This window comes from Escherichia sp. MOD1-EC6475, from assembly GCF_003046645.1.
GTDB classification, from domain to species: Bacteria; Pseudomonadota; Gammaproteobacteria; order Enterobacterales; family Enterobacteriaceae; genus Escherichia; species Escherichia ruysiae.
The window spans coordinates 170,207-192,305 of the sequence record NZ_PZKQ01000025.1 but is presented as its reverse complement, the minus strand read 5'-3'; the positions used below and the strand labels follow the sequence as shown (position 1 = coordinate 192,305).

Annotated in this window: 29 protein-coding genes and 1 tRNA gene; 23 read left to right on the top strand and 7 right to left on the bottom strand. The window is 49.2% G+C overall.

What is annotated here, in order from left to right; genetic code table 11:
* The first annotated feature begins 21 nt into the window (after positions 1 to 21).
* From A7589_RS09120 to A7589_RS09075, 10 genes are all read left to right on the top strand, one after another.
* Positions 22 to 840: a DUF932 domain-containing protein gene (locus A7589_RS09120; protein ID WP_108188809.1), complete on the top strand. Its 819-nt coding sequence runs from the start codon at positions 22 to 24 to the stop codon at positions 838 to 840.
* 91 nt (positions 841 to 931) lie between these two features.
* Positions 932 to 1,414, top strand: coding sequence for an antirestriction protein (locus A7589_RS09115; RefSeq protein ID WP_000206657.1), 483 nt, complete (start codon positions 932 to 934; stop codon positions 1,412 to 1,414).
* 15 nt (positions 1,415 to 1,429) lie between these two features.
* Positions 1,430 to 1,906, top strand: coding sequence for a RadC family protein (gene radC, locus A7589_RS09110; protein WP_053289525.1), 477 nt, complete (start codon positions 1,430 to 1,432; stop codon positions 1,904 to 1,906).
* Between the two features lie 68 nt (positions 1,907 to 1,974).
* Positions 1,975 to 2,196 (top strand): DUF987 domain-containing protein, encoded by a 222-nt coding sequence (locus tag A7589_RS09105; RefSeq protein ID WP_000692353.1) that lies wholly within the window; start codon positions 1,975 to 1,977, stop codon positions 2,194 to 2,196.
* 18 nt (positions 2,197 to 2,214) lie between these two features.
* Positions 2,215 to 2,859 (top strand): DUF8835 domain-containing pootine, encoded by a 645-nt coding sequence (locus A7589_RS09100; RefSeq protein WP_059239987.1) that lies wholly within the window; start codon positions 2,215 to 2,217, stop codon positions 2,857 to 2,859.
* Positions 2,860 to 2,908: 49 nt separating this feature from the next.
* Positions 2,909 to 3,277, top strand: a complete 369-nt coding sequence (locus tag A7589_RS09095) for a type IV toxin-antitoxin system YeeU family antitoxin (RefSeq protein ID WP_072716646.1) — start codon at positions 2,909 to 2,911, stop codon at positions 3,275 to 3,277.
* Between the two features lie 89 nt (positions 3,278 to 3,366).
* On the top strand, positions 3,367 to 3,744 hold the full coding sequence (gene cbtA, locus A7589_RS09090; protein WP_000854821.1) for a type IV toxin-antitoxin system cytoskeleton-binding toxin CbtA: 378 nt from the start codon (positions 3,367 to 3,369) through the stop codon (positions 3,742 to 3,744).
* Complete coding sequence (locus A7589_RS09085) at positions 3,741 to 4,229, top strand: DUF5983 family protein (protein ID WP_059239990.1); 489 nt, start codon at positions 3,741 to 3,743, stop codon at positions 4,227 to 4,229. Before cbtA ends, A7589_RS09085 begins: the two co-directional genes overlap by 4 nt.
* Positions 4,230 to 4,240: 11 nt before the next feature.
* Positions 4,241 to 4,438, top strand: a complete 198-nt coding sequence (locus A7589_RS09080) for a DUF957 domain-containing protein (RefSeq protein ID WP_000839248.1) — start codon at positions 4,241 to 4,243, stop codon at positions 4,436 to 4,438.
* A gap of 84 nt (positions 4,439 to 4,522) precedes the next feature.
* Complete coding sequence (locus tag A7589_RS09075) at positions 4,523 to 5,365, top strand: DUF4942 domain-containing protein (RefSeq protein WP_063084795.1); 843 nt, start codon at positions 4,523 to 4,525, stop codon at positions 5,363 to 5,365.
* Positions 5,366 to 5,514: 149 nt separating this feature from the next.
* Here the strand turns inward: A7589_RS09075 and A7589_RS09070 are convergent.
* Positions 5,515 to 5,602: transfer RNA gene (locus A7589_RS09070), tRNA-Ser, on the bottom strand.
* 233 nt (positions 5,603 to 5,835) lie between these two features.
* Here A7589_RS09070 and ghrA point away from each other — a divergent pair.
* From ghrA to A7589_RS09050, 4 genes are all read left to right on the top strand, one after another.
* Positions 5,836 to 6,774, top strand: coding sequence for a glyoxylate/hydroxypyruvate reductase GhrA (ghrA, locus tag A7589_RS09065; RefSeq protein WP_000351342.1), 939 nt, complete (start codon positions 5,836 to 5,838; stop codon positions 6,772 to 6,774).
* A 54-nt stretch (positions 6,775 to 6,828) separates the two neighbouring features.
* On the top strand, positions 6,829 to 7,566 hold the full coding sequence (locus tag A7589_RS09060; protein ID WP_000283652.1) for a phosphatase: 738 nt from the start codon (positions 6,829 to 6,831) through the stop codon (positions 7,564 to 7,566).
* Positions 7,567 to 7,589: 23 nt separating this feature from the next.
* Positions 7,590 to 8,144 carry a molecular chaperone YcdY gene (gene ycdY / locus A7589_RS09055; RefSeq protein WP_001001896.1) on the top strand — a complete coding sequence of 185 codons (555 nt, stop codon included), beginning with the start codon at positions 7,590 to 7,592 and terminating at the stop codon, positions 8,142 to 8,144.
* Between the two features lie 101 nt (positions 8,145 to 8,245).
* On the top strand, positions 8,246 to 8,737 hold the full coding sequence (locus A7589_RS09050) for a DUF1097 domain-containing protein (protein ID WP_032147879.1): 492 nt from the start codon (positions 8,246 to 8,248) through the stop codon (positions 8,735 to 8,737).
* A gap of 62 nt (positions 8,738 to 8,799) precedes the next feature.
* On the opposite strand, the gene csgG is transcribed toward A7589_RS09050, so the two are convergent.
* Genes csgG through csgD form a run of 4 tightly spaced genes read right to left on the bottom strand, consistent with a single transcriptional unit; the run spans position 8,800 to position 11,144 of the window.
* Positions 8,800 to 9,633, bottom strand: coding sequence for a curli production assembly/transport protein CsgG (gene csgG / locus A7589_RS09045; RefSeq protein ID WP_001189336.1), 834 nt, complete (start codon positions 9,631 to 9,633; stop codon positions 8,800 to 8,802).
* 26 nt (positions 9,634 to 9,659) lie between these two features.
* Entirely contained in the window at positions 9,660 to 10,076 is a 417-nt protein-coding gene (csgF, locus tag A7589_RS09040; RefSeq protein WP_001264079.1) for a curli production assembly/transport protein CsgF, read from the bottom strand.
* Positions 10,077 to 10,099: 23 nt separating this feature from the next.
* Positions 10,100 to 10,489, bottom strand: a complete 390-nt coding sequence (csgE, locus tag A7589_RS09035) for a curli production assembly/transport protein CsgE (RefSeq protein WP_000833234.1) — start codon at positions 10,487 to 10,489, stop codon at positions 10,100 to 10,102.
* Between the two features lie 4 nt (positions 10,490 to 10,493).
* Positions 10,494 to 11,144 carry a biofilm master transcriptional regulator CsgD gene (csgD, locus tag A7589_RS09030; RefSeq protein ID WP_000481491.1) on the bottom strand — a complete coding sequence of 217 codons (651 nt, stop codon included), beginning with the start codon at positions 11,142 to 11,144 and terminating at the stop codon, positions 10,494 to 10,496.
* 756 nt (positions 11,145 to 11,900) lie between these two features.
* Between csgD and csgB the strand changes: the two genes are divergently transcribed.
* The 6 genes from csgB (at position 11,901) to clsC (ending at position 15,719) form a co-directional block, all read left to right on the top strand.
* Entirely contained in the window at positions 11,901 to 12,356 is a 456-nt protein-coding gene (gene csgB, locus A7589_RS09020; protein WP_010345644.1) for a curli minor subunit CsgB, read from the top strand.
* A 40-nt stretch (positions 12,357 to 12,396) separates the two neighbouring features.
* Positions 12,397 to 12,855 carry a curli major subunit CsgA gene (csgA, locus tag A7589_RS09015; RefSeq protein ID WP_000771421.1) on the top strand — a complete coding sequence of 153 codons (459 nt, stop codon included), beginning with the start codon at positions 12,397 to 12,399 and terminating at the stop codon, positions 12,853 to 12,855.
* A 58-nt stretch (positions 12,856 to 12,913) separates the two neighbouring features.
* A complete protein-coding gene (gene csgC, locus A7589_RS09010; RefSeq protein ID WP_000992819.1) occupies positions 12,914 to 13,246 on the top strand; it encodes a curli assembly chaperone CsgC in 333 nt (110 codons plus the stop codon).
* Between the two features lie 116 nt (positions 13,247 to 13,362).
* Complete coding sequence (locus tag A7589_RS09005) at positions 13,363 to 13,668, top strand: YmdA family protein (RefSeq protein WP_000489601.1); 306 nt, start codon at positions 13,363 to 13,365, stop codon at positions 13,666 to 13,668.
* A gap of 94 nt (positions 13,669 to 13,762) precedes the next feature.
* Positions 13,763 to 14,296, top strand: a complete 534-nt coding sequence (gene ymdB, locus A7589_RS09000; RefSeq protein ID WP_000842233.1) for an O-acetyl-ADP-ribose deacetylase — start codon at positions 13,763 to 13,765, stop codon at positions 14,294 to 14,296.
* Positions 14,238 to 15,719, top strand: coding sequence for a cardiolipin synthase ClsC (gene clsC / locus A7589_RS08995; protein ID WP_123058198.1), 1,482 nt, complete (start codon positions 14,238 to 14,240; stop codon positions 15,717 to 15,719). Before ymdB ends, clsC begins: the two co-directional genes overlap by 59 nt.
* Positions 15,720 to 15,726: 7 nt before the next feature.
* Here the strand turns inward: clsC and mdoC are convergent, their stop codons facing one another.
* On the bottom strand, positions 15,727 to 16,884 hold the full coding sequence (gene mdoC / locus A7589_RS08990; protein WP_001070366.1) for a glucans biosynthesis protein MdoC: 1,158 nt from the start codon (positions 16,882 to 16,884) through the stop codon (positions 15,727 to 15,729).
* Positions 16,885 to 17,276: 392 nt separating this feature from the next.
* Here mdoC and mdoG point away from each other — a divergent pair, with 392 nt between their 5' ends.
* The 3 genes from mdoG to A7589_RS08970 all read left to right on the top strand — a co-directional run bounded on the left by mdoG (position 17,277) and on the right by A7589_RS08970 (position 21,724).
* Positions 17,277 to 18,812, top strand: coding sequence for a glucans biosynthesis protein MdoG (mdoG, locus tag A7589_RS08980; protein ID WP_072132895.1), 1,536 nt, complete (start codon positions 17,277 to 17,279; stop codon positions 18,810 to 18,812).
* Positions 18,805 to 21,348, top strand: a complete 2,544-nt coding sequence (gene mdoH, locus A7589_RS08975; protein ID WP_108188808.1) for a glucans biosynthesis glucosyltransferase MdoH — start codon at positions 18,805 to 18,807, stop codon at positions 21,346 to 21,348. The genes mdoG and mdoH overlap by 8 nt, the downstream gene beginning before the upstream one ends.
* A gap of 148 nt (positions 21,349 to 21,496) precedes the next feature.
* Positions 21,497 to 21,724 (top strand): YceK/YidQ family lipoprotein, encoded by a 228-nt coding sequence (locus A7589_RS08970; protein ID WP_001237191.1) that lies wholly within the window; start codon positions 21,497 to 21,499, stop codon positions 21,722 to 21,724.
* Here A7589_RS08970 and A7589_RS08965 read toward each other — a convergent pair whose 3' ends face one another.
* Entirely contained in the window at positions 21,725 to 22,099 is a 375-nt protein-coding gene (locus A7589_RS08965) for a MysB family protein (RefSeq protein WP_000180062.1), read from the bottom strand.

The following is a 22,099-nucleotide window of genomic DNA, read 5'->3' as shown; positions in this document are numbered from 1 at the left end:
ATCATTCATAAGGAGCAAATCATGCGATTAGCCAGTCGTTTTGGTTATGCGAACCAGATACGTCGTGATCGTCCGCTGACACACGAAGAACTGATGTGCCATGTACCGAGTATTTTTGGGGAAGACCGACATACCTCCCGCAGTGAACGCTATACGTATATCCCCACCATCACCGTGCTGGAAAGCCTGCAGCGGGAAGGCTTTCAGCCCTTCTTCGCCTGCCAGACCCGCGTGCGCGACCAGAGCCGCCGGGAATACACCAAACACATGCTGCGTCTGCGGCGTGACGGGGAGATAACCGGACAACATGTCCCTGAAATTATTCTGCTCAACTCCCATGACGGTACCTCCAGCTACCAGATGCTGCCGGGTTACTTCAGATTCGTCTGCCAGAACGGCTGCGTCTGCGGTCAGTCTCTGGGGGAAGTGCGTGTTCCACACCGGGGAAATGTGGTGGACAGAGTCATTGAAGGGGCTTACGAGGTGGTGGGCGTGTTTGACCGGATTGAGGAAAAGCGTGATGCCATGCAGTCTCTGGTCTTACCGCCACCGGCACGCCAGGCGCTGGCACAGGCGGCACTGACTTACCGTTATGGTGATGAACATCAGCCGGTCACCACCGCTGACATTCTGACACCGCGACGCCGGGAGGATTACGGTAAGGACCTGTGGAGCGCATATCAGACCATCCAGGAGAATATGCTGAAAGGGGGGATTTCCGGCCGCAGTGCCAGAGGAAAACGTATCCATACCCGTGCCATTCACAGTATCGACACCGACATCAAGCTCAATCGCGCATTGTGGGTGATGGCGGAAACGCTGCTGGAGAGCCTGCGCTGATGCTGTTTCCCTGAAAGCGCAGTTCTGACTCATGTCTGTACCTTCCCCCGGGCATTCTTCCATTCATTTACTTTTTATAAGGAATAATCTCATGACAACCTTTTCGCATAGCTCCACCACACCTTCTGTTTCCGTAACCACTGCATCAGGGAATAACCAGTCTCAACTGGTTGCCACCATAGTCCCTGATGAACAGCGCATCAGCTTCTGGCCGCAGCACTTTGGCCTCATTCCACAGTGGGTGACCCTGGAGCCCCGTGTCTTCGGCTGGATGGACCGTCTGTGTGAAGACTACTGCGGGGGTATCTGGAATCTGTACACCCTGAACAACGGTGGGGCATTTATGGCACCCGAACCGGATGATGATGACGAAACATGGGTACTGTTCAATGCCATGAACGGTAACCGCGCTGAAATGAGCCCGGAAGCCGCCGGCATTGCTGCCTGCCTGATGACGTACAGTCATCATGCCTGTCGTACAGAGAATTATGCCATGACGGTTCATTATTACCGGCTGCGGGATTATGCCCTGCAGCATCCGGAATGCAGCGCCATTATGCGTATCATCGACTGAATGGAGAGAAGCACAATGCAACAGCTTTCCTTTCTGCCCGGAGCGATGACGCCCGGCGAGCGCAGCCTCATTCAACGGGCCCTGAAAACCCTGGACCGCCATCTTCATGAACCCGGCGTGGCCTTCACCTCCACGCATGCGGCACGGGAGTGGCTGATTCTGAACATGGCGGGACTGGAGCGGGAAGAGTTCCGGGTGCTGTATCTGAACAACCAGAATCAGCTGATTGCCGGTGAAACCCTCTTCACCGGCACCATCAACCGCACGGAAGTCCATCCCCGGGAAGTGATTAAACGTGCCCTGTACCACAATGCCGCTGCCGTGGTGCTGGCACACAACCACCCGTCCGGTGAAGTCACCCCCAGTAAGGCTGACCGGCTTATCACTGAGCGTCTGGTACAGGCGCTGGCCCTGGTGGATATCCGGGTGCCGGACCATCTGATAGTCGGTGGCAGCCAGGTTTTCTCCTTTGCGGAACACGGCCTGCTTTAACCCGTCACCGTCACAACCACATCACACCTGTTTTCACTTTTATCTTCTGTCTTCAGAGGTATCCCATTATGAAAATCATCACCCGTGGTGAAGCCATGCGTATTCACCGTCAGCATCCTGCATCCCGTCTTTTCCCGTTCTGTACCGGCAAATACCGCTGGCACGGCAGCACTGAAGCGTATACCGGTCGTGAAGTGCAGGATATTCCCGGTGTGCTGGCCGTGTTTGCTGAACGCCGTAAGGACAGTTTTGGCCCGTATGTCCGGCTGATGAGCGTCACCCTGAACTGAATCAGGACGGGCATTCAGATGAGCAGAATTATCACCTCCACCGTGTATACACTGAATGAGCTATCCGCCACCGCACGGGAAAAAGCCCGCGACGGGTACCGTCAGCATCATGCTGACAGCAACTGGTATGAAAACGTGTATGAAGACTTCAGGGAGGTCTGTGACATTTTCGGGATTGACCTCCGCCAGCGCGTTTTCCGGCTCAGCAACGGCAGGTTTATGGAAGAGCCGAGCATCTGGTTCAGCGGATTCTGCAGCCAGGGGGACGGAGCCTGTTTTGAAGGACGCTGGCACTGGCAGCCAGCGACAGTCAGAAGAATCCGGGAGTATGCCCCACAGGAGCATGAACTCCATCGTATCGCGGATGTCCTGCAGGCGGTGCAGAAACGTAACTTCTGGCAATTACAGGCTGAAATCAGTCACCGGGGACGTTACTGCCATCCGTACAGCATGGATATCACTGTTACCAGGAACAGTCCGACTGGTCAGACTATGACAACCGATGCGGAAGCCGCAGTCAGTGAAGCCCTGCGCGACCTGGCCTTCTGGTTGTACCGTCAACTGGAAAACGAGTACGACTGGCTGACCTCAGACGCCGCTGTGGATGAGGCCCTACTCATCAACGAATACACCTTCACCGAAGCCGGTCTGCGCGCCGGCTGACTCGTCATCGTTAAACTATCATTCACCGATTTTCTGTGAGGATTTTATCGTGTCAGACACACTCTCCGGGACAACGCATCCCGATGACAATCATGACCGTCCCTGGTGGGGACTACCCTGCACCGTGACGCCCTGTTTCGGCGCCCGTCTGGTGCAGGAGGGCAATCAGTTGCATTACCTTGCCGACCGCGCCGGTATCAGAGGCCGGTTCAGCGACGCGGATGCGTACCATCTGGACCAGGCCTTTCCGCTGCTGATGAAACAACTGGAGCTCATGCTCACCAGCGGTGAACTGAATCCCCGCCATCAGCATACCGTCACGCTGTATGCAAAAGGGCTGACCTGCGAAGCCGATACCCTCGGCAGTTGTGGCTACGTTTATATGGCTGTTTATCCGACGCCCGAAACGAAAAAGTAACTCTCCAGAATAACCTTCTGCTCCGGCCTGGTGCTTTCACCACGCCACTTTTCCATTTTTCATCTCTGCATTTCAGGAAAATCTTCAGTATGAAAACATTACCTGTATTACCCGGGCAGGCGGCCAGTTCACGCCCGTCTCCGGTTGAAATCTGGCAGACACTGCTCACCCGACTGCTGGATCAGCACTACGGCCTTACTCTGAATGACACACCGTTCGCTGATGAACGTGTGATTGAGCAGCATATTGAGGCAGGCATTTCACTGTGCGATGCGGTGAACTTTCTCGTTGAAAAATACGCACTGGTACGTACCGACCAGCCGGGATTCAGCGCCTGTACCCGTTCTCAGTTAATAAACAGTATTGATATCCTCCGGGCACGCCGGGCAACCGGCCTGATGACCCGCGACAACTACAGAACGGTAAATAACATTACCCTGGGTAAACATCCGGGGGCGAAACAATGAAACTGGCCCTGACGCTGGAAGCCGACAGCATTAATGCGCAGGCACTGAACATGGGGCGAATTGTCGCTGACGTCGATGGTGTTAATCTCACTGAACTGATTAACAAGGTCGCTGAAAACGGTTATTCACTCCGCGTGGTGGAGGAATCCGACCAACAGTCAACCTGCACACTACCACCGTTTGCAACCCTTGCCGGCATACGCTGCAGTACCGCACATATCACGGAAAAGGATAACGCCTGGCTGTACTCGCTGTCACACCAGACCAGTGACTTCGGTGAATCAGAATGGATTCATTTCACAGGTAGCGGATATCTGTTACGTACCGATGCGTGGTCATATCCGGTTCTGCGGCTCAAGCGCCTGGGGCTGTCAAAAACGTTCCGTCGTCTGGTTGTCACACTCATCCAACGTTATGGCGTCAGTCTCATTCATCTGGATGCCAGCGCTGAATGTCTGCCGGACCTGCCCACTTTCGACTGGTAACCAGGAACAACATGAAATCATTAACCACGGAAACCGCACTGGATATTCTGATTGCGTGGCTACAGGACAATATCGACTGCGAATCGGGAATTATCTTTGACAACGATGAGGATAAAACGGATTCGGCAGCACTGCTGCCCTGCATTGAACAGGCCAGGGAGGATATCCGTACCCTGCGCCAGTTGCAGTTTCTGCAACAGAACCAGTGAGTCTTACTCACCAGACTTCATTCCACTGACGCCAGCCTGAACAGGGCTGGCGTTTTCATTTATCTGCAAAAAGGAATATCGATTATGTCTGATATCACAGCCTCCCGTCCGGAAGTGGTCAACGGGCATACGGACGTTATCTGCTCAACCAGTATCCGCCACATTCTGACTGTACGAAAGAGTACGCTGCTGCAAATCGACACACTTATCCGGCAGCTGGCTGAAATCTCAGCAATGACAGAAAGTATTGGCGGTAAAACCGCACTGGACTGGGCGATGAAACAGGATTTTCGCTGTGGCTGCTGGCTCATGGAGAAACCTGAAACAGCAATGAAAGCCATCACCCGCAACCTTGACCGCGAAATCTGGCGTGACCTGATGCAACGTTCCGGGATGCTGTCATTAATGGATGCGCAGGCCCGTGATACATGGTACCGGTCACTGGAGTACGATAATTTTCCGGAAATCAGCGAAGCGAACATCCTGAGCACATTTGAACAACTGCACCAGAATAAGGATGAGGTGTTTGAGCGAGGGGTGATCAACGTCTTCAGAGGGCTGAACTGGAATTACAAAACCAACTCCCCCTGTAAATTTGGTAATAAAATTATCGTCAACAATCTGGTGAGATGGGACCGGTGGGGGTTTCATCTGAACAGCGGGCAACAGGCAGATCGACTTGCCGACCTGGAAAGAATGCTGCACCTGTTCAGCGGCAAACCAATCCCCGACAACCGGGGAAACATCACCCTTCGTCTGGATGATCACATTCAGTCTGTTCAGGGTAAAGAGAGCTATGAAGATGAGATGTTCAGCATCAGATACTTTAAGAAGGGCTCCGCACACATCACGTTCAGGAAACCAGAACTGGTTGACAGACTGAATGATATTATCGCAAAACACTATCCTGACATGCTGGCAGTATAGCTTTGCCAGTATGCTCAAAGATCGGAAATTGTCCGATAAGATATGATCGCGGGGCATATAAACCGGTTTCAGATGGCATACCCGATGGCATACTGTCCGGAAGGATAAATAAAAAAGCGCATGTTAAACAATAACATGCGCTTATAATCTGGCGGTGAGGGGGGGATTCGAACCCCCGATACGTTGCCGTATACACACTTTCCAGGCGTGCTCCTTCAGCCACTCGGACACCTCACCAAATTGTCGTTCCTGTCTTGCTGGAACGGGCGCTAATTTAGGGAAATCACGGCCTGAGGTCAACAAACTTTTTAAAAAAATAGCGCGTTTATTCAAACTTCAATCAATCTGCAACTTTAATAAGCAAAGTTTGCTTTTTTTACCACCAGCAGTGGATTTGTTATGCTGAGGAGCTTTATAGATCATAATGATAAGCGCGGGTAAATTCCGCAAAACCGCTTTCGGGAGTCAGTATGGATATCATTTTTTATCATCCTGTGTTCGATACCGCCTGGTGGATTGATGCGCTGGGTAAAGCTATTCCTCAGGCCAGAGTCAGAGCATGGAAAACCGGTGATAATCATCCTGCGGATTATGCTTTGGTCTGGCATCCACCTGTTGAAATGCTGGCAGGTCGTGATCTTAAGGCTGTGTTCGCATTAGGTGCCGGCGTTGATTCGATTTTGAGTAAATTACAGACATACCCTGAAATGCTGAAACCGTCTATTCCACTTTTTCGCCTGGAAGATACGGGTATGGGCGAGCAAATGCAGGAATATGCTGTCAGTCAGGTGCTCCATTGGTTCAGACGTTTTGACGATTATCGAGCGCAGCAAAATGCTTCGCTTTGGCAACCTCTGCCTGAGTATCAACGGGAAGATTTTACTATCGGCATTCTGGGGGCTGGCGTATTGGGCAGTAAAGTCGCACAGAGCTTGCAGACCTGGTGTTTTCCACTGCGTTGCTGGAGCCGTAGCCATAAAAGCTGGCCCGGCGTACAAAGTTTTGCCGGAACTGAAGAGTTAGGAAAATTTTTGAGCCAATGCCGTGTATTAATTAATTTATTACCGAATACGCCTGAAACCGTCGGCATTATTAATCAACAATTATTAGAAAAATTACCGGATGGCGCATATCTCCTCAACCTGGCGCGTGGCGTTCATGTAGTGGAAGATGACCTGCTCGCGGCGCTGGATAGCGGTAAAGTTAAAGCGGCGATGCTGGATGTTTTTAATCGTGAACCTTTACCGCCTGAAAGCCCGCTCTGGCAACATCCACGCGTGACAATAACACCACATGTCGCAGCCATTACCCGACCCGTTGAAGCAGTGGAGTACATAGCACACACCATTACACAACTCGAAAAAGGGAAGACGGTCAGCGGACAAGTCGACCGTGTACGAGGCTACTAATAAACCATACGGATTCCTGCTATCCTTGGCGGGAATTGAATACAGGAGAGAGTTATGTATCCCGTCGACCTTCATATGCATACCGTTGCCAGTACACATGCATATAGCACATTAAGTGATTACATTGCCCAGGCCAAACAGAAAGGCATTAAACTTTTTGCAATCACCGATCATGGCCCTGATATGGAAGATGCACCGCATCACTGGCACTTTATTAATATGCGTATCTGGCCGCGAGTCGTCGATGGGGTGGGGATCCTGCGTGGCATCGAAGCCAATATCAAAAATATTGATGGTGAAATTGATTGCAGCGGCAAAATGTTTGACTCGCTGGATCTGATTATTGCTGGTTTTCATGAACCGGTTTTTGCGCCGCATGATGAAGCTACGAATACTCAGGCCATGATTGCCGCGATGGCGAGTGGGCATGTGCACGTGGTTAGCCATCCCGGAAATCCACGATATCCAATTGATTTTAAAGCTGTTGCTGAAGCTGCTGCTAAGTATCAGGTGGCGCTGGAAATCAATAACTCCTCATTCTTACATTCGCGTAAGGGCAGTGAAGATAACTGCCGTGCGGTTGCCGCTGCGGTGCGCGATGCCGGAGGTTGGGTCGCGTTAGGATCGGATTCTCATACCGCTTTTACCATGGGCGATTTTGAAGAATGCCGTAAGATCCTCGACGCAGTGGATTTTCCGGAAGAGAGAATATTGAATGTTTCGCCACGCCGTTTGCTGAATTTCCTTGAATCTCGCGGTATGGCGCCGATTGCGGAATTTGCTGATCTTTAATTGCTATTAACGGAAATAAATTAATGAACGAGTTTTCTATCCTGTGTCGTGTGCTGGGTTCGCTCTATTACCGTCAACCGCAGGATCCTTTACTGGTTCCGCTGTTTACCTTAATTCGTGAAGGGAAACTGGCGGCGAACTGGCCGCTGGAACAGGATGAATTGCTGGCGCGTTTGCAGAAAAGCTGTGATATGGCGCAAGTTTCTGCCGATTACAATGCATTATTCGTCGGTGATGAATGCGCAGTTTCACCTTATCGCAGCACCTGGGTTGAGGGAGCCACAGAAGCGGAAGTCCGTACTTTCCTTTCCGAACGCGGGATGCCGTTAGCGGATACGCCAGCCGATCACATTGGTACTTTGCTGCTGGCCGCTTCCTGGCTGGAAGATCAGTCAACAGAGGATGAAAGCGAAGCTCTGGAAACACTGTTTAGCGAGTACTTGTTGCCCTGGTGCGGCGCATTTCTCGGAAAAGTAGAGGCTCATGCGACTACACCGTTCTGGCGCACCATGGCACCGCTGACCCGCGATGCAATCAGCGCAATGTGGGATGAACTTGAGGAAGAATCAGAGGAGTAAATGTGACCGGAATCACTCATTACTGCAATCTATATATAGCTGTTGCATAAAATGTGTGCTCGATCTCATTCATAGTCGCGTTTTCTGCTATTATGCGCGGCATGAACATACTTCTCTCTATTGCAATCACAACAGGCATTCTCTCCGGTATCTGGGGCTGGGTGGCTGTTTCCCTTGGCTTACTTAGCTGGGCAGGTTTCCTGGGCTGCACGGCCTACTTTGCCTGTCCGCAAGGTGGGCTAAAAGGGCTGGCTATTTCCGCTGCAACACTGCTTAGCGGCGTGGTGTGGGCGATGGTTATTATTTACGGCAGTGCTCTGGCACCACATCTGGAAATTCTCGGTTATGTCATAACCGGTATTGTCGCTTTTCTGATGTGTATTCAGGCGAAACAGGTGTTGTTGTCGTTTGTTCCGGGGACGTTTATTGGCGCATGTGCGACGTTTGCCGGGCAAGGGAACTGGAAGCTGGTGCTACCTTCGCTGGCGCTTGGGCTGGTGTTTGGTTACGCAATGAAAAACAGCGGTCTTTGGCTGGCGGCGCGCAGTGCTAAGTCCGCTCACCGTGAGCAACAAGTCAAAAATAAAGCGTGAGGAGCACTCACGCTTTAGATTGAATCGTAAAGGGCCGGAATAAACTCCGGCTTTTTTATGTATCAGGATTCCGGTGGTACTGATAAGTGACGGTATTTCACCAGAATGTCATTCTGCCGTTCTGATTTATTCTGCAAATCCCACAAGCCACGGTCGATGCCGTCGTTAATCAGGAAGATAACGCCTGTTTCGATGGCGGACATTAGACAGAGCATAACCGGTTCGTTAGAGGTATAACCCACTTCCCCTTCCAGTAACCGCTGGTAGTCAATAAAGCGGAAGACACCCGCCTGGACTTCATACGAAAGGATCGTCTTACTGGTGTTCACCGAAGAGAGGATCTCACCGGTACTCACATTGACGACGCGCAGGTTCACGGCAATCTGATCAAGTTGGTATTGCGTATCTGCACCAATACCAAAATATCTCGCCCCAACACCGCCCGATTTGACGTTGCTTTCATAACCAATAATAGAGCCTTCAACCATGATATTGGCTGCGGTCAGCGATTGAAGCGGGATTCGGTTGTTTACCGCGACAGTGCCGTTTTCCTGTGCCGCACGAATAATCTTGCGTTCGTTGAGCAGGTTTTGTAGGCCCTGACGTTCCAGCGGTATAAACCAGCGAGAATCTTTCAATGCCGTGACCAGCATCGCGGTGGCGCTTTGCGGAACAGCAGTGGAGAAGTTACTCGCCGGGTAGGGTTTAAATTGCCCGGTTTCGTCCTGAATGTTGTATACCGAAACAAAGATCTTACCTGTTGGCGCTGGCAGGTGGGTCAAATCTTTGTAGCTCTGGGCACGAGGCATTAATGTCGGTCTGGCGGCTTCTTTAGGTGGGGCGGTTAAGCACCCGCTCAGCAACATGACGGCAACCAAAACAAATAAGCGCTGCATGATTATTTTCCTTATGAAGCTGGGGCTTAAAAATCGGTTGAGTTATTTTGTAAACCCGAAACCTGGATGGTCGAGGTTTGTCCTGTCTTGCGATCCGTCACATTCAACTGCAATTGACCATCGCGGTTGGCAATATCAACAATATATTCATTGGTCACCATTCTTCCTGGCTGACCCGTATTAATATTTGTCAGCAACCCACCTAAAATTTGGGACTGGATGGCTTGAGTAAAGTTATCTAACGCCGATGGCGTTTCAATACCAAAGTCATCGTCATAGCTCGGATCTTTATACGAGTTCTGCGCCTGGGCACTATTTAATAAAAAAGCACCGTTATTCGGGTTACCACCAAAGTTTGGATTGCGGAACTGGAAAGTCATATTTCCTGCCCAACTTAATGGTGAAATAAGCATGAGTAGAACTACTGCATGTTTGACACGCATTGCAGCCTCCGAACAATTTTTATTTAAAATTCATCATGCGCCAAATCGCCCGTACTCAATAACGCCTGATTTATCTGGCGACGATTTAGTGCCTCTTCAGTTTGAATCAGTGCAAAGACAACAGTTTTCTCGAAGTCTCTTTTCAATGGGAATAAAAATGTCTGGAAAATAACGTCCTGATTCACCGTTATTGTGATCCAGCTTCCCCATCGTGCACTGGGTCTTTCATTAATTGTTAAGTTACCGGTGTAGTCACTTTCCCATTTATCACTAAAGGCACGGTAAAAATCATGGCCAATAGAGGAAACGGTATGGTCAGTTAACAATCCCGGTACTTCTACTTCAACGGCGTGAACATTTCCCGCAGCGAAGAGAAGTTCTACTGCTACAATCCAGCATAAATAACGTTTCATGGCTTTATCGCCTGAGGTTATCGTTTGCCCATGAGACCGCTTGTGTTCGGTTTTTAACTGCTATCTTTTTGAAAAGATTATAAAGATGCGTTTTTACCGTGTTTTCGCTGATGAACAGCGAACGAGCAATCTCGTTATTGGAGGCGCCGATACGCAGCTTATTAAGGATCTCTTTTTCCCTATGAGTAAGGAGGGCTGATTCCGTGCTGTTATAACGATAGTTACCGGAATGTGTAATCAAGTAACTGGCAAGCTTTTGCGTAAAGTAGCATTCACCACGTAAGACGCCTTGCAACCCATTGACTACGCGTTCTTGATCCTCCATGGCGTAAAAAACACCATTGATATGCGGCCAGTTTTCAATGTCGCGGTACGGGTAATCATCTGGAGTATTTAACAACAGCGTTTTAATGTTGTTGTGTTTTCTGCTTAATGTATCCTGCCAGTAATGAATGAGCTTTTTATCTGCTTCCATCATATCCAACAGAATAATGCAGCCAGAAGATATATCGTCCAGAGAACGTTGAATATTATGCAGTTTTCCTGTGATTGCCAGCGATTGTTTTAAATGCTGCAATAACGCGGTCGCCTGCAAAGAAGGTTTAGTGATCAACAGTAATGTATGACCATGAATACTATGGACTTCATTAAACATGATGAAACCCCGCTTTTTTTATTAATCGCACACCTGACAGCTGCCTTTATAAAATAGAGGCACCAGAAGTACTGACAGATGTTGCACTGCTGTGTGTAGTAATAAATCAACCCTAAATGGGTAAAATATAAAACTAATGGATTACATCTGATTTCAATCTAGCCATTACAAATCTTAAATCAAGTGTTAAACGTGTAACAAAATGTAATCTGGAATTTTAAAATGTTAACAAGGTGTGGTTATGGAGTTTAGAGTTGATAGAAAAGTTGTACATATTGCTTTTATTGCACAATTTTAAAAAGTCATACAAATGAAGCTAAGTCTATAATTATGCATATAAAAATTATTTCCACATAGTTCTTTTGTCGTGTGAAAATTTCTTACTTTCGCTGATGTTGCCCTTGGACAAATTTTTGCCGTAAAAAGACGATGTTTGTCACGGCTTGTCAAACAGACATATCGACGTAATCTTCGCGAACCATGAAGGAAGGCTGACTGTTGATTTTTTGCTGTCAAAAAACGGTACTTTAAAAGAAAACAAAATAATTTTTGCGTAAATAACAGCGTATTTGCGAGAGTTTTAATACTTTGGTATGAACAAAAAAAGCAAAATACAACGCGCGGGTGAGTTATTAAAAATATTTCCGCAGACATACTTTCCATCGTAACGCAGCGTTAACAAAAAACGGTTTGCGTTAACAACCAAGTTGAAATGATTTAATTTCTTAAATGTACGACCAGGTCCAGGGTGACAACATGAAAAACAAATTGTTATTTGTGATGTTAACAATACTGGGTGCGCCTGGGATTGCAGCCGCAGCAGGTTATGATTTAGCTAATTCAGAATATAACTTAGCGGTAAATGAATTGAGTAAGTCTTCATTTAATCAGGCAGCCATAGTTGGTCAAGCTGGTACTAATAATAGTGCACAGTTACGGCAGGGAGGCTCAAAACTTTTGTCGGTTGTTTCGCAAGAAGGTAATAGCAACCGGGCAAAGATTGACCAGACAGGAGATTATAACCTTGCATATATTGATCAGGCGGGCAATGCCAACGATGCCAGTATTTCGCAAGGCGCATATGGTAATACTGCAATGATTATCCAGAAAGGTTCTGGTAATAAAGCAAATATTACGCAGCATGGTACTCAAAAAACGGCAATTGTAGTGCAGAGACAGTCGCAAATGGCTATTCGCGTGACACAACGTTAATTTCCATTCGACTTTTAAATCAATCCGATGGGGGTTTTACATGAAACTTTTAAAAGTAGCAGCAATTGCAGCAATCGTATTCTCCGGTAGCGCTCTGGCAGGTTCTATTCCTCAGTACGGCGGTGGCGGCGGTAACCACGGTGGTGGTGGCAATAACAGCGGCCCGAATTCAGAGCTGAATATTTACCAGTACGGTGGCGGTAACTCTGCTGTTGCATTGCAGGCTGATGCCCGCAACTCTGATCTGACTATTACCCAGCACGGCGGCGGTAACGGTGCAGACGTTGGACAAGGTTCTGATGACAGCTCAATTGAACTGACCCAGCGTGGCTTCGGTAACAGCGCCACTCTTGATCAGTGGAACGGTAAAAACTCTGAAATGACTGTTAAACAGTTCGGTGGTGGCAACGGTGCAGCAGTTGACCAGACTGCATCTAACTCCAGCGTCAACGTAACTCAGGTTGGCTTTGGTAACAACGCGACCGCTCATCAGTACTAATACAGAATTTGTATGACAGAAACAGGGCGTAAGCCCTGTTTTTTTTCGGGAGAATAGTATGAACGCGTTATTACTTCTCGCGGCGCTTTCCAGCCAGATAACCTTTAATACAACTCAGCAAGGTGACATGTACACCATTATTCCTGAAGTTACTCTGACGCAATCATGCTTGTGCCGGGTTCAGATATTGTCACTACGCGAAGGCAGTTCGGGACAAAGTCAGACGAAGCAAGAAAAGACCCTTTCATTACCCGCTAATCAACCCATTGCCTTGACGAAGTTGAGTTTAAATATTTCCCCGGACGATCGGGTGAAAATAGTTGTTACGGTTTCTGATGGACAGTCACTTCATTTATCACAACAATGGCCGCCCTCTTCAGGAAAGTCTTAATGTATTGATAGTTGAGCATAAAACGAGCCGGAAGAGAACGGTCTGATGCGAATCGACCAACCTGAAAGCATGGATAACCCCCTCAAGGATGATTAATCATTGAGGAAACAGAATAGATGTTCAGACCGTTGTTAAACTCCCTTATGCTCGGCAGCCTGGTTTTTCCTTTCTTTGCAACAGCGGAAAGCAATGCGCAAGGTGGCGTGATTCATTTTTATGGTCAAATCGTGGAACCCGCGTGTGACGTGATGCAAACGCCAGTTGAAATGACTTGTATGCAAAATGGTCCAGTACAGAGCAAAACGTATTCCAGCAAAGAGCTAATGAGTGGCAAAGTTAAAAATGCGCAAATTGCCTCAGTAAAAGTGCAGTATCTTGATGAGCAGAAAAAGCTGGCTGTGATGAACATCGAATATAACTAAGTTTCTGAACTACTCACGCTACTGACAAGAAAAATGCGATTTACCTAAAAACACTGCTGTACACTTAAGAAACAAGAGGGTGTAAGGAGGCGTTATGAAATCGCGTATTCATGTTGTGCAGGGTGATATTACTAAACTAGCCGTTGATGTTATTGTTAATGCGGCTAATCCGTCACTAATGGGGGGCGGCGGCGTTGATGGCGCTATTCATCGCGCAGCCGGCCCGGCGCTGCTTGATGCCTGTTTGAAAGTTCGCCAGCAACAGGGCGATTGCCCCACGGGACATGCAGTTATTACTCTTGCGGGCGATCTCCCCGCCAAAGCTGTTGTGCATACCGTTGGGCCTGTGTGGCGCGGTGGCGACCAAAACGAAGACCAGTTATTGCAGGATGCCTATCTCAATAGTCTACGACTGGTAGCGGCAAACGGCTATGCGACAGTGGCTTTTCCTGCCATCAGTACCGGCGTTTATGGCTACCCGCGTGCTGCAGCGGCTGAAATCGCAGTAAAAACCGTTTCAGAATTTATTACCCGTCACGCTTTACCTGAGCAGGTATACTTTGTCTGTTATGATGCAGAAAATGCCCACCTCTACGAAAGACTCCTTACCCAACAAGGAGATGAATGATTTGCCCCGGCTGGCGAGCGCGGTGCTGCCGCTGTGCTCGCAACATCCTGGGCAGTGCGGCATTTTCCCCCTGGATAAAAGTCTGGATGCGTTCGCTGCACGATATCGTCTGGCAGAAATGGCGGAGCATACTCTGGATGTTCAGTATTACATCTGGCAGGACGATATGTCGGGGCGATTGCTATTTTCGGCTCTGTTAGCCGCAGCGAAGCGTGGCGTTCGCGTCCGTTTGTTGCTGGATGACAATAATACTCCCGGTCTTGATGATATTTTACGCTTGCTCGATAGTCACCCGCGTATTGAAGTTCGACTTTTTAATCCTTTCTCTTTCCGCCTGTTACGTCCGCTTGGTTATATCACCGATTTTTCCCGCCTCAATCGTCGTATGCACAATAAAAGTTTTACCGTCGATGGCGTGGTAACGCTGGTGGGCGGGCGCAACGTTGGCGATGCCTATTTCGGCGCGGGAGAAGAGCCACTTTTTTCAGATTTAGATGTTCTGGCAATAGGGCCGGTTGTTGAGGATGTTGCCGATGATTTTGCCCGCTACTGGTATTGCAAATCAGTGTCACCATTGCAGCAGGTGCTGGATGTTCCCGATGGCGAAATGGCTGACCGTATTGAGCTACCTGCGTCCTGGTACAACGACACCGAGACACATCGCTATTTGCGCCAAATGGAGTTAAGTCCATTTATAAATCAACTGGTTGACGGAACGTTGCCGCTTATCTGGGCAAGAACGCGTTTATTAAGTGATGATCCGGCAAAAGGGGAGGGCAAAGCAAAACGGCATTCACTGTTACCGCAGCGCCTGTTCGATATCATGGGCTCACCCCGCGAACGTATTGATATTATCTCTTCCTATTTTGTGCCAACGCGCGCGGGTGTGGCGCAGCTTTTACGAATGGTGAGAAAAGGAGTCAGGATAGCCATCTTAACCAATTCACTTGCCGCTAACGATGTCGCTGTCGTTCATGCCGGGTATGCCCGCTGGCGCAAAAAATTGCTCCGCTATGGCGTGGAGTTGTATGAACTGAAGCCGACGCGGGAACAGAGTGGCACGTTGCACGATCGCGGTATAACCGGTAATTCCGGCGCAAGCCTTCATGCCAAAACATTCAGTGTCGATGGCAAAATAGTGTTTATTGGCTCATTCAATTTCGATCCGCGTTCAACATTGCTCAATACTGAAATGGGCTTCGTGATAGAGAGCGAAGCGCTGGCACAATTAATCGATAAACGCTTTATTCAGAGCCAGTATGATGCGGCCTGGCAGCTCCGTCTGGATCGGTGGGGACGAATCAACTGGGTCGATCGCCATGGGAAGGAGGAAATTATCCTCAAAAAAGAACCCGCCACCAGTTTCTGGAAGCGGGTTATGGTCAGACTAGCGTCAATATTGCCCGTTGAATGGTTATTGTAAGTATGGTTTAGCGAGCTGGCGCTTTGTCATTCTCGCGTTTTACGATCGGTTTGCCGGAGAACAAAAACTTCAACAACGGAATGCGTAAATGAATTTCGTACAGAATTATCGCAATCCCTACCACAAATATCAGACCGCAGAGGAAACCCAGCAGATTTGATGTGATGTGCGGAGTGATGTAAGCACCGAAAAAGAGCGTTAACGGGTGATGAACCAGATAAATAAATAGCGATGCGTTTACAAAATAGGTTACCCGCGCCGACTGAAAATTAAGCAAACGGTGGCCGAAGGAGAAGACCACATTCACCATCCACAGGCCGAGCACCATCGTGATCACTGACTCGGTTTCATACATCCAGGCATCGCCGCTGCCGTAGCGTTGATTGAGCAAATAAGCAACAAATGCCAGTGCTGCTGCGAGAGTGCATCCACGAGACGGTGTGGTAAACAAGGCCTTAAGATTAGGGAAAATGAAAGCCAGCGCACCGAGAATAAAGAACGGCATATAAAACAGCGTCTGCATGAAAATAAAATTGAACATGCCATCGCTTAATATGGGTGGATAAACGATAAATAACGTTCTTCTTATTGCTGCATAGCCAATTCCCAGACAGAAAAATAGTATCGATAGCTTAACCATCGAGAAATTTTTATTCGTTTTATCTGAATTTTCTAAATTATTTCTTATTCGTTTAAATATCCATACGCAAAGTGTCGTCATAACGACCAACACCAGTAAAAACCACAGGTGCGAAATTAATTCCCAGGCCAGCGTATTATATTTGTCATACAATGATAGCCCAGGCCAGCTTTCCGCTTTGCCTTTGACATATTGCAGCATAATAAATTGCGGCAAGGTGAGTAGGGGAATAGCCGTTAACATTGGGATCCCTACACGTTCAACGCGCACTTTCCACCATTTTTTCAATGGGTAGCGCAAGAACAGCATGTAGGAAAAATATCCGGAAATAACGAAAAATACCTGCATACGGAAGGCGTGGATGAAATCGTTAAAAAGCGTCAGCCACCATGACGGTTCTGCGCTATTCACATGCCAGGTGTGGCTTGAATAGATTAAAGAAATATGAAAAGGGATCCCTAACAACATCAACCATGCGCGGATGGAGTCGAGGAAATATTCACGCTGCGCGGGTACTGGATTCATATATGGTTAACTAATCTCGGATTTTTCGTCTTATCCCTGCCGGGTAATGCCTTTAGGCTTTTGCCGTAACGACACTGACCTGCCGCATGTGGTGCCGGCTTCAAATGTGTTTTTGCGCGGCATAGCCGCAATCACTAACCAAAATGGAAGCGCCTGTAAGACGGTTGATAAATAAATTTGCTGGCAAACCCTACACGAACTCGCTCCTTCTGTCTTTAGGAGAAGCACGGAAAGTGAAAACGGTTGCAATCAGGTGCTTAATCCATGAGCCGGCACGCTGAATAATACCGGGATTCTGTTGTCGGAATGGCTGGTTATCCATTAAAATAGATCGGATCGATATAAGCACACAAAGGGGGAAGTGCTTACTTATTATGAAACATAAACTACAAATGATGAAAATGCGTTGGTTGAGTGCTGCAGTAATGTTAACCCTGTATACATCATCAAGCTGGGCCTTCAGCATTGACGATGTTGCAAAGCAAGCTCAATCCTTAGCCGGGAAAGGCTATGAGGCGCCTAAAAGTAACTTACCCTCCGTTTTCCGCGACATGAAATACGCGGACTATCAACAGATCCAGTTTAATCATGACAAAGCATACTGGAACAATCTGAAGACCCCATTCAAGCTCGAGTTCTACCATCAGGGTATGTACTTCGACACACCGGTCAAAATAAATGAAGTCACTGCAACGGCAGTAAAAAGAATCAAATACAGCCCGGATTATTTCACTTTCGGCGATGTTCAGCATGACAAAGACACGGTAAAAGACCTTGGTTTTGCCGGTTTTAAAGTGCTTTACCCGATCAACAGCAAAGATAAAAATGATGAAATCGTCAGTATGCTCGGGGCCAGCTATTTTCGCGTGATTGGCGCAGGTCAGGTTTACGGTCTTTCTGCCCGAGGCCTGGCAATTGATACCGCGTTGCCATCAGGTGAAGAATTCCCACGCTTTAAAGAGTTCTGGATCGAGCGTCCAAAACCGACCGACAAGCGTTTAACGATTTATGCGTTGCTTGATTCGCCGCGTGCGACAGGCGCTTATAAGTTTGTTGTTATGCCGGGACGTGACACGGTTGTTGATGTGCAATCGAAAATCTACCTGCGCGATAAAGTCGGCAAACTGGGTGTTGCGCCGTTAACCAGTATGTTCCTGTTCGGGCCGAACCAGCCATCTCCGGCAAATAATTATCGTCCGGAATTGCACGACTCTAATGGTCTGTCTATCCATGCTGGTAACGGTGAGTGGATCTGGCGTCCGCTAAACAACCCGAAACATCTGGCGATCAGCAGCTTCTCGATGGAAAACCCGCAAGGCTTCGGCCTGTTGCAGCGTGGCCGCGATTTCTCCCGCTTTGAAGATCTCGACGATCGTTACGATCTTCGTCCAAGCGCGTGGGTGACACCGAAAGGGGAGTGGGGCAAAGGCAGCGTTGAGCTGGTGGAAATTCCAACCAACGATGAAACCAACGATAACATCGTCGCTTACTGGACGCCGGATCAGTTACCGGAACCAGGTAAAGAGATGAACTTTAAATACACCATTACTTTCAGCCGTGATGAAGACAAACTTCACGCGCCTGATAACGCCTGGGTGCAGCAGACGCGTCGTTCAACGGGGGATGTGAAACAGTCGAACCTGATTCGCCAGCCTGACGGCACTATCGCCTTTGTGGTCGATTTTACCGGCGCAGAGATGAAAAAACTGCCAGAGGATACCCCGGTCACTGCACAAACCAGCATTGGCGATAATGGTGAGATTGTAGAAAGCACGGTGCGCTATAACCCGGTCACCAAAGGCTGGCGTCTGGTAATGCGCGTGAAAGTGAAAGATGCCAAGAAAACCACTGAAATGCGTGCTGCCCTGGTGAATGCCGATCAAACGTTGAGTGAAACCTGGAGCTACCAGTTACCTGCCAATGAATAAGACAACCGAGTACATTGACGCAATGCCCATCTCCGCAAGTGAGAAAGCGGCATTGCCGAAGACTGATATCCGCGCCGTTCATCAGGCGCTGGATGCTGAACACCGGACCTATGCGCGAGAGGATGACTCCCCGCAAGGGTCGGTAAAAGCACGTCTGGAACAAGCCTGGCCAGATTCACTCGCTGATGGACAGTTAATTCAAGACGACGAAGGGCGCGATCAGCTTAAGGCAATGCCGAAAGCAAAACGTTCTTCTATGTTCCCCGATCCGTGGCGTACTAACCCGGTTGGGCGTTTCTGGGATCGTCTGCGTGGGCGCGATGTGACGCCGCGCTATCTGGCGCGGTTGACCAAAGAAGAGCAGGAGAGCGAGCAAAAGTGGCGTACCGTCGGCACCATCCGTCGTTACATCCTGCTTCTCCTCACTCTGGCGCAAACCGTCGTCGCTACCTGGTATATGAAGACCATCCTGCCTTATCAGGGGTGGGCGCTGATTAATCCAGTTGATATGGTCGATCAGGATCTGTGGGTTTCCTTTATGCAGCTTCTGCCTTACATGCTGCAAACCGGTATTCTGATCCTCTTCGCTGTTCTTTTCTGCTGGGTGTCAGCCGGTTTCTGGACGGCGTTGATGGGCTTCCTGCAACTGCTTATTGGTCGCGATAAATACAGTATTTCCGCTTCAACCGTTGGCGATGAACCGTTAAATCCGGAGCATCGCACAGCATTGATCATGCCTATCTGTAACGAAGACGTGAATCGCGTTTTTGCAGGTCTGCGTGCAACGTGGGAATCAGTGAAAGCGACCGGTAATGCCAAACATTTTGATGTTTATATCCTGAGTGACAGCTACAACCCGGACATCTGTGTGGCAGAACAAAAAGCCTGGATGGAGCTGATCGCCGAAGTGCAGGGTGAAGGCCAGATTTTCTATCGCCGCCGTCGCCGTCGCGTGAAGCGTAAAAGCGGTAACATTGACGATTTCTGCCGTCGCTGGGGTAGCCAGTACAGCTACATGGTAGTGCTGGATGCGGACTCGGTGATGACCGGTGATTGTTTGTGCGGTCTGGTGCGCCTGATGGAAGCTAACCCGAACGCCGGGATTATCCAGTCGTCGCCGAAAGCGTCTGGTATGGATACGCTGTATGCACGCTGCCAACAGTTTGCGACCCGTGTCTATGGGCCATTGTTCACTGCCGGTTTGCATTTCTGGCAGCTCGGCGAGTCGCACTACTGGGGGCATAACGCGATTATCCGCGTGAAACCGTTTATCGAGCACTGTGCGCTGGCGCCGCTGCCTGGTGAAGGATCATTTGCGGGTTCAATTCTTTCGCACGACTTCGTGGAAGCCGCATTGATGCGTCGTGCAGGCTGGGGGGTATGGATTGCTTACGATCTCCCTGGCTCTTATGAAGAGCTGCCGCCTAACTTGCTTGACGAGTTAAAACGTGACCGCCGCTGGTGCCATGGTAACCTGATGAACTTCCGTTTGTTCCTGGTTAAAGGGATGCACCCGGTTCACCGCGCGGTCTTCCTGACGGGCGTGATGTCTTATCTTTCCGCACCGCTGTGGTTTATGTTCCTCGCGCTCTCTACCGCATTGCAGGTTGTACACGCACTGACCGAACCACAATACTTCCTGCAACCACGGCAGTTATTCCCGGTCTGGCCACAGTGGCGTCCTGAACTGGCGATTGCGCTGTTTGCCTCGACGATGGTGCTGCTGTTCCTGCCGAAGTTGTTGAGTATTTTGCTTATCTGGTGCAAAGGAACTAAAGAGTATGGCGGCTTCTGGCGAGTTACGTTATCGCTGCTGTTAGAAGTGCTGTTCTCCGTGTTGTTGGCGCCGGTGCGTATGCTGTTCCATACGGTATTCGTGGTTAGCGCCTTCCTCGGCTGGGAAGTGGTGTGGAATTCCCCGCAACGTGATGACGACTCTACCTCCTGGGGTGAAGCGTTTAAACGCCACGGCTCACAGCTGCTGCTGGGGTTAGTGTGGGCGGTCGGTATGGCGTGGCTGGATCTGCGTTTCCTGTTCTGGCTGGCACCGATTGTCTTCTCGCTGATTCTGTCACCGTTTGTTTCGGTGATCTCCAGCCGTACAACCGTTGGGCTACGCACGAAACGCTGGAAACTGTTCCTGATCCCGGAAGAGTATTCACCGCCTCAGGTACTGATCGATACCGATCGTTTCCTTGAGATGAACCGTCAACGTTCTCTCAACGATGGCTTTATGCATGCAGTGTTTAATCCGTCGTTTAACGCTCTGGCAACGGCAATGGCCACCGCGCGTCACCGCGCCAGTAAGGTGCTGGAAATCGCCCGTGACCGCCACGTTGAACAGGCGCTGAACGAGACGCCAGAGAAACTGAATCGCGATCGTCGTCTGGTACTGCTAAGCGATCCGGTGACGATGGCTCGTTTGCATTTCCGCGTCTGGAATTCACCGGAGAGATATTCTTCATGGGTGAGTTACTACGAAGGGATAAAGTTGAATCCACTGGCATTGCGTAAACCGGATACGGCTTCGCAATAAAAGCGTAGATGCCTGCAATATATTGAATTTGCAAGGCTTCGTAGGCCGGATAGGGGCGTTCACGCCGCATCCGGCAAAACAACAAGCACTTTGTCAGCAATAAAAATACCGGCGTAATGCCGGTATTTTTTTACAGAAGAGGGTTCAAATGCGCTTAATTGTAGTAGGCATCATGGTTGCTTTGCTGAGTGGTTGTGGCAGCATCATTAGCCGCACCATACCGGGACAGGGGCATGGCAATCAATATTATCCCGGCGTGCAATGGGATGTACGTGACTCCGCATGGCGCTATGTCACGATCCTTGATCTCCCATTCTCTTTAGTCTTTGATACCTTACTGTTACCGATCGACATTCATCACGGAGCATATGAGTAATTAACGTTCATCCCACTCATCGGCTGCTGCGCGTCCTTCTTCGGTATCCAGCGGTGGCTCAAGCTGGAATTCACCTTCGTCCCATTCATGCAGAGTATTTTCTTCCTGCCATTCCTGGCGGATTTCAATCTCATCATAGTCGCCATCAAAGATGCTTTGTGCGGCTTCTCCACTGAACATTGGCAGGCATTCACCTTCTTCGCCTTCATCGGCGAGAAACTCAACCTGCCACATAATGTCGCCATCTTGCAGAATATATTTCTGGACATTGAACTGTTGCACATTCGCTTCTTCGGCGTCGATGCCGGGGTTGTCAGCAAGAAATTCTTCGCGTGCGGCATCAATGGCTTCTTCAAGCGTTGCGTACATAGTCAT

Bases quoted from the DNA above. Each gene is read 5' to 3' on its own strand.
- A7589_RS09120 (WP_108188809.1), top strand. From the start codon at position 22: ATGCGATTAGCCAGTCGTTTTGGTTATGCGAACCAGATACGTCGTGAT.
- A7589_RS09115 (WP_000206657.1), top strand. From the start codon at position 932: ATGACAACCTTTTCGCATAGCTCCACCACACCTTCTGTTTCCGTAACC.
- radC (WP_053289525.1), top strand. From the start codon at position 1,430: ATGCAACAGCTTTCCTTTCTGCCCGGAGCGATGACGCCCGGCGAGCGC.
- A7589_RS09105 (WP_000692353.1), top strand. From the start codon at position 1,975: ATGAAAATCATCACCCGTGGTGAAGCCATGCGTATTCACCGTCAGCAT.
- A7589_RS09100 (WP_059239987.1), top strand. From the start codon at position 2,215: ATGAGCAGAATTATCACCTCCACCGTGTATACACTGAATGAGCTATCC.
- cbtA (WP_000854821.1), top strand. From the start codon at position 3,367: ATGAAAACATTACCTGTATTACCCGGGCAGGCGGCCAGTTCACGCCCG.
- A7589_RS09085 (WP_059239990.1), top strand. From the start codon at position 3,741: ATGAAACTGGCCCTGACGCTGGAAGCCGACAGCATTAATGCGCAGGCA.
- A7589_RS09080 (WP_000839248.1), top strand. From the start codon at position 4,241: ATGAAATCATTAACCACGGAAACCGCACTGGATATTCTGATTGCGTGG.
- A7589_RS09075 (WP_063084795.1), top strand. From the start codon at position 4,523: ATGTCTGATATCACAGCCTCCCGTCCGGAAGTGGTCAACGGGCATACG.
- ghrA (WP_000351342.1), top strand. From the start codon at position 5,836: ATGGATATCATTTTTTATCATCCTGTGTTCGATACCGCCTGGTGGATT.
- A7589_RS09060 (WP_000283652.1), top strand. From the start codon at position 6,829: ATGTATCCCGTCGACCTTCATATGCATACCGTTGCCAGTACACATGCA.
- ycdY (WP_001001896.1), top strand. From the start codon at position 7,590: ATGAACGAGTTTTCTATCCTGTGTCGTGTGCTGGGTTCGCTCTATTAC.
- A7589_RS09050 (WP_032147879.1), top strand. From the start codon at position 8,246: ATGAACATACTTCTCTCTATTGCAATCACAACAGGCATTCTCTCCGGT.
- csgG (WP_001189336.1), bottom strand. From the start codon at position 9,633: ATGCAGCGCTTATTTGTTTTGGTTGCCGTCATGTTGCTGAGCGGGTGC.
- csgF (WP_001264079.1), bottom strand. From the start codon at position 10,076: ATGCGTGTCAAACATGCAGTAGTTCTACTCATGCTTATTTCACCATTA.
- csgE (WP_000833234.1), bottom strand. From the start codon at position 10,489: ATGAAACGTTATTTATGCTGGATTGTAGCAGTAGAACTTCTCTTCGCT.
- csgD (WP_000481491.1), bottom strand. From the start codon at position 11,144: ATGTTTAATGAAGTCCATAGTATTCATGGTCATACATTACTGTTGATC.
- csgB (WP_010345644.1), top strand. From the start codon at position 11,901: ATGAAAAACAAATTGTTATTTGTGATGTTAACAATACTGGGTGCGCCT.
- csgA (WP_000771421.1), top strand. From the start codon at position 12,397: ATGAAACTTTTAAAAGTAGCAGCAATTGCAGCAATCGTATTCTCCGGT.
- csgC (WP_000992819.1), top strand. From the start codon at position 12,914: ATGAACGCGTTATTACTTCTCGCGGCGCTTTCCAGCCAGATAACCTTT.
- A7589_RS09005 (WP_000489601.1), top strand. From the start codon at position 13,363: ATGTTCAGACCGTTGTTAAACTCCCTTATGCTCGGCAGCCTGGTTTTT.
- ymdB (WP_000842233.1), top strand. From the start codon at position 13,763: ATGAAATCGCGTATTCATGTTGTGCAGGGTGATATTACTAAACTAGCC.
- clsC (WP_123058198.1), top strand. From the start codon at position 14,238: ATGATGCAGAAAATGCCCACCTCTACGAAAGACTCCTTACCCAACAAG.
- mdoC (WP_001070366.1), bottom strand. From the start codon at position 16,884: ATGAATCCAGTACCCGCGCAGCGTGAATATTTCCTCGACTCCATCCGC.
- mdoG (WP_072132895.1), top strand. From the start codon at position 17,277: ATGATGAAAATGCGTTGGTTGAGTGCTGCAGTAATGTTAACCCTGTAT.
- mdoH (WP_108188808.1), top strand. From the start codon at position 18,805: ATGAATAAGACAACCGAGTACATTGACGCAATGCCCATCTCCGCAAGT.
- A7589_RS08970 (WP_001237191.1), top strand. From the start codon at position 21,497: ATGCGCTTAATTGTAGTAGGCATCATGGTTGCTTTGCTGAGTGGTTGT.
- A7589_RS08965 (WP_000180062.1), bottom strand. From the start codon at position 22,099: ATGACTATGTACGCAACGCTTGAAGAAGCCATTGATGCCGCACGCGAA.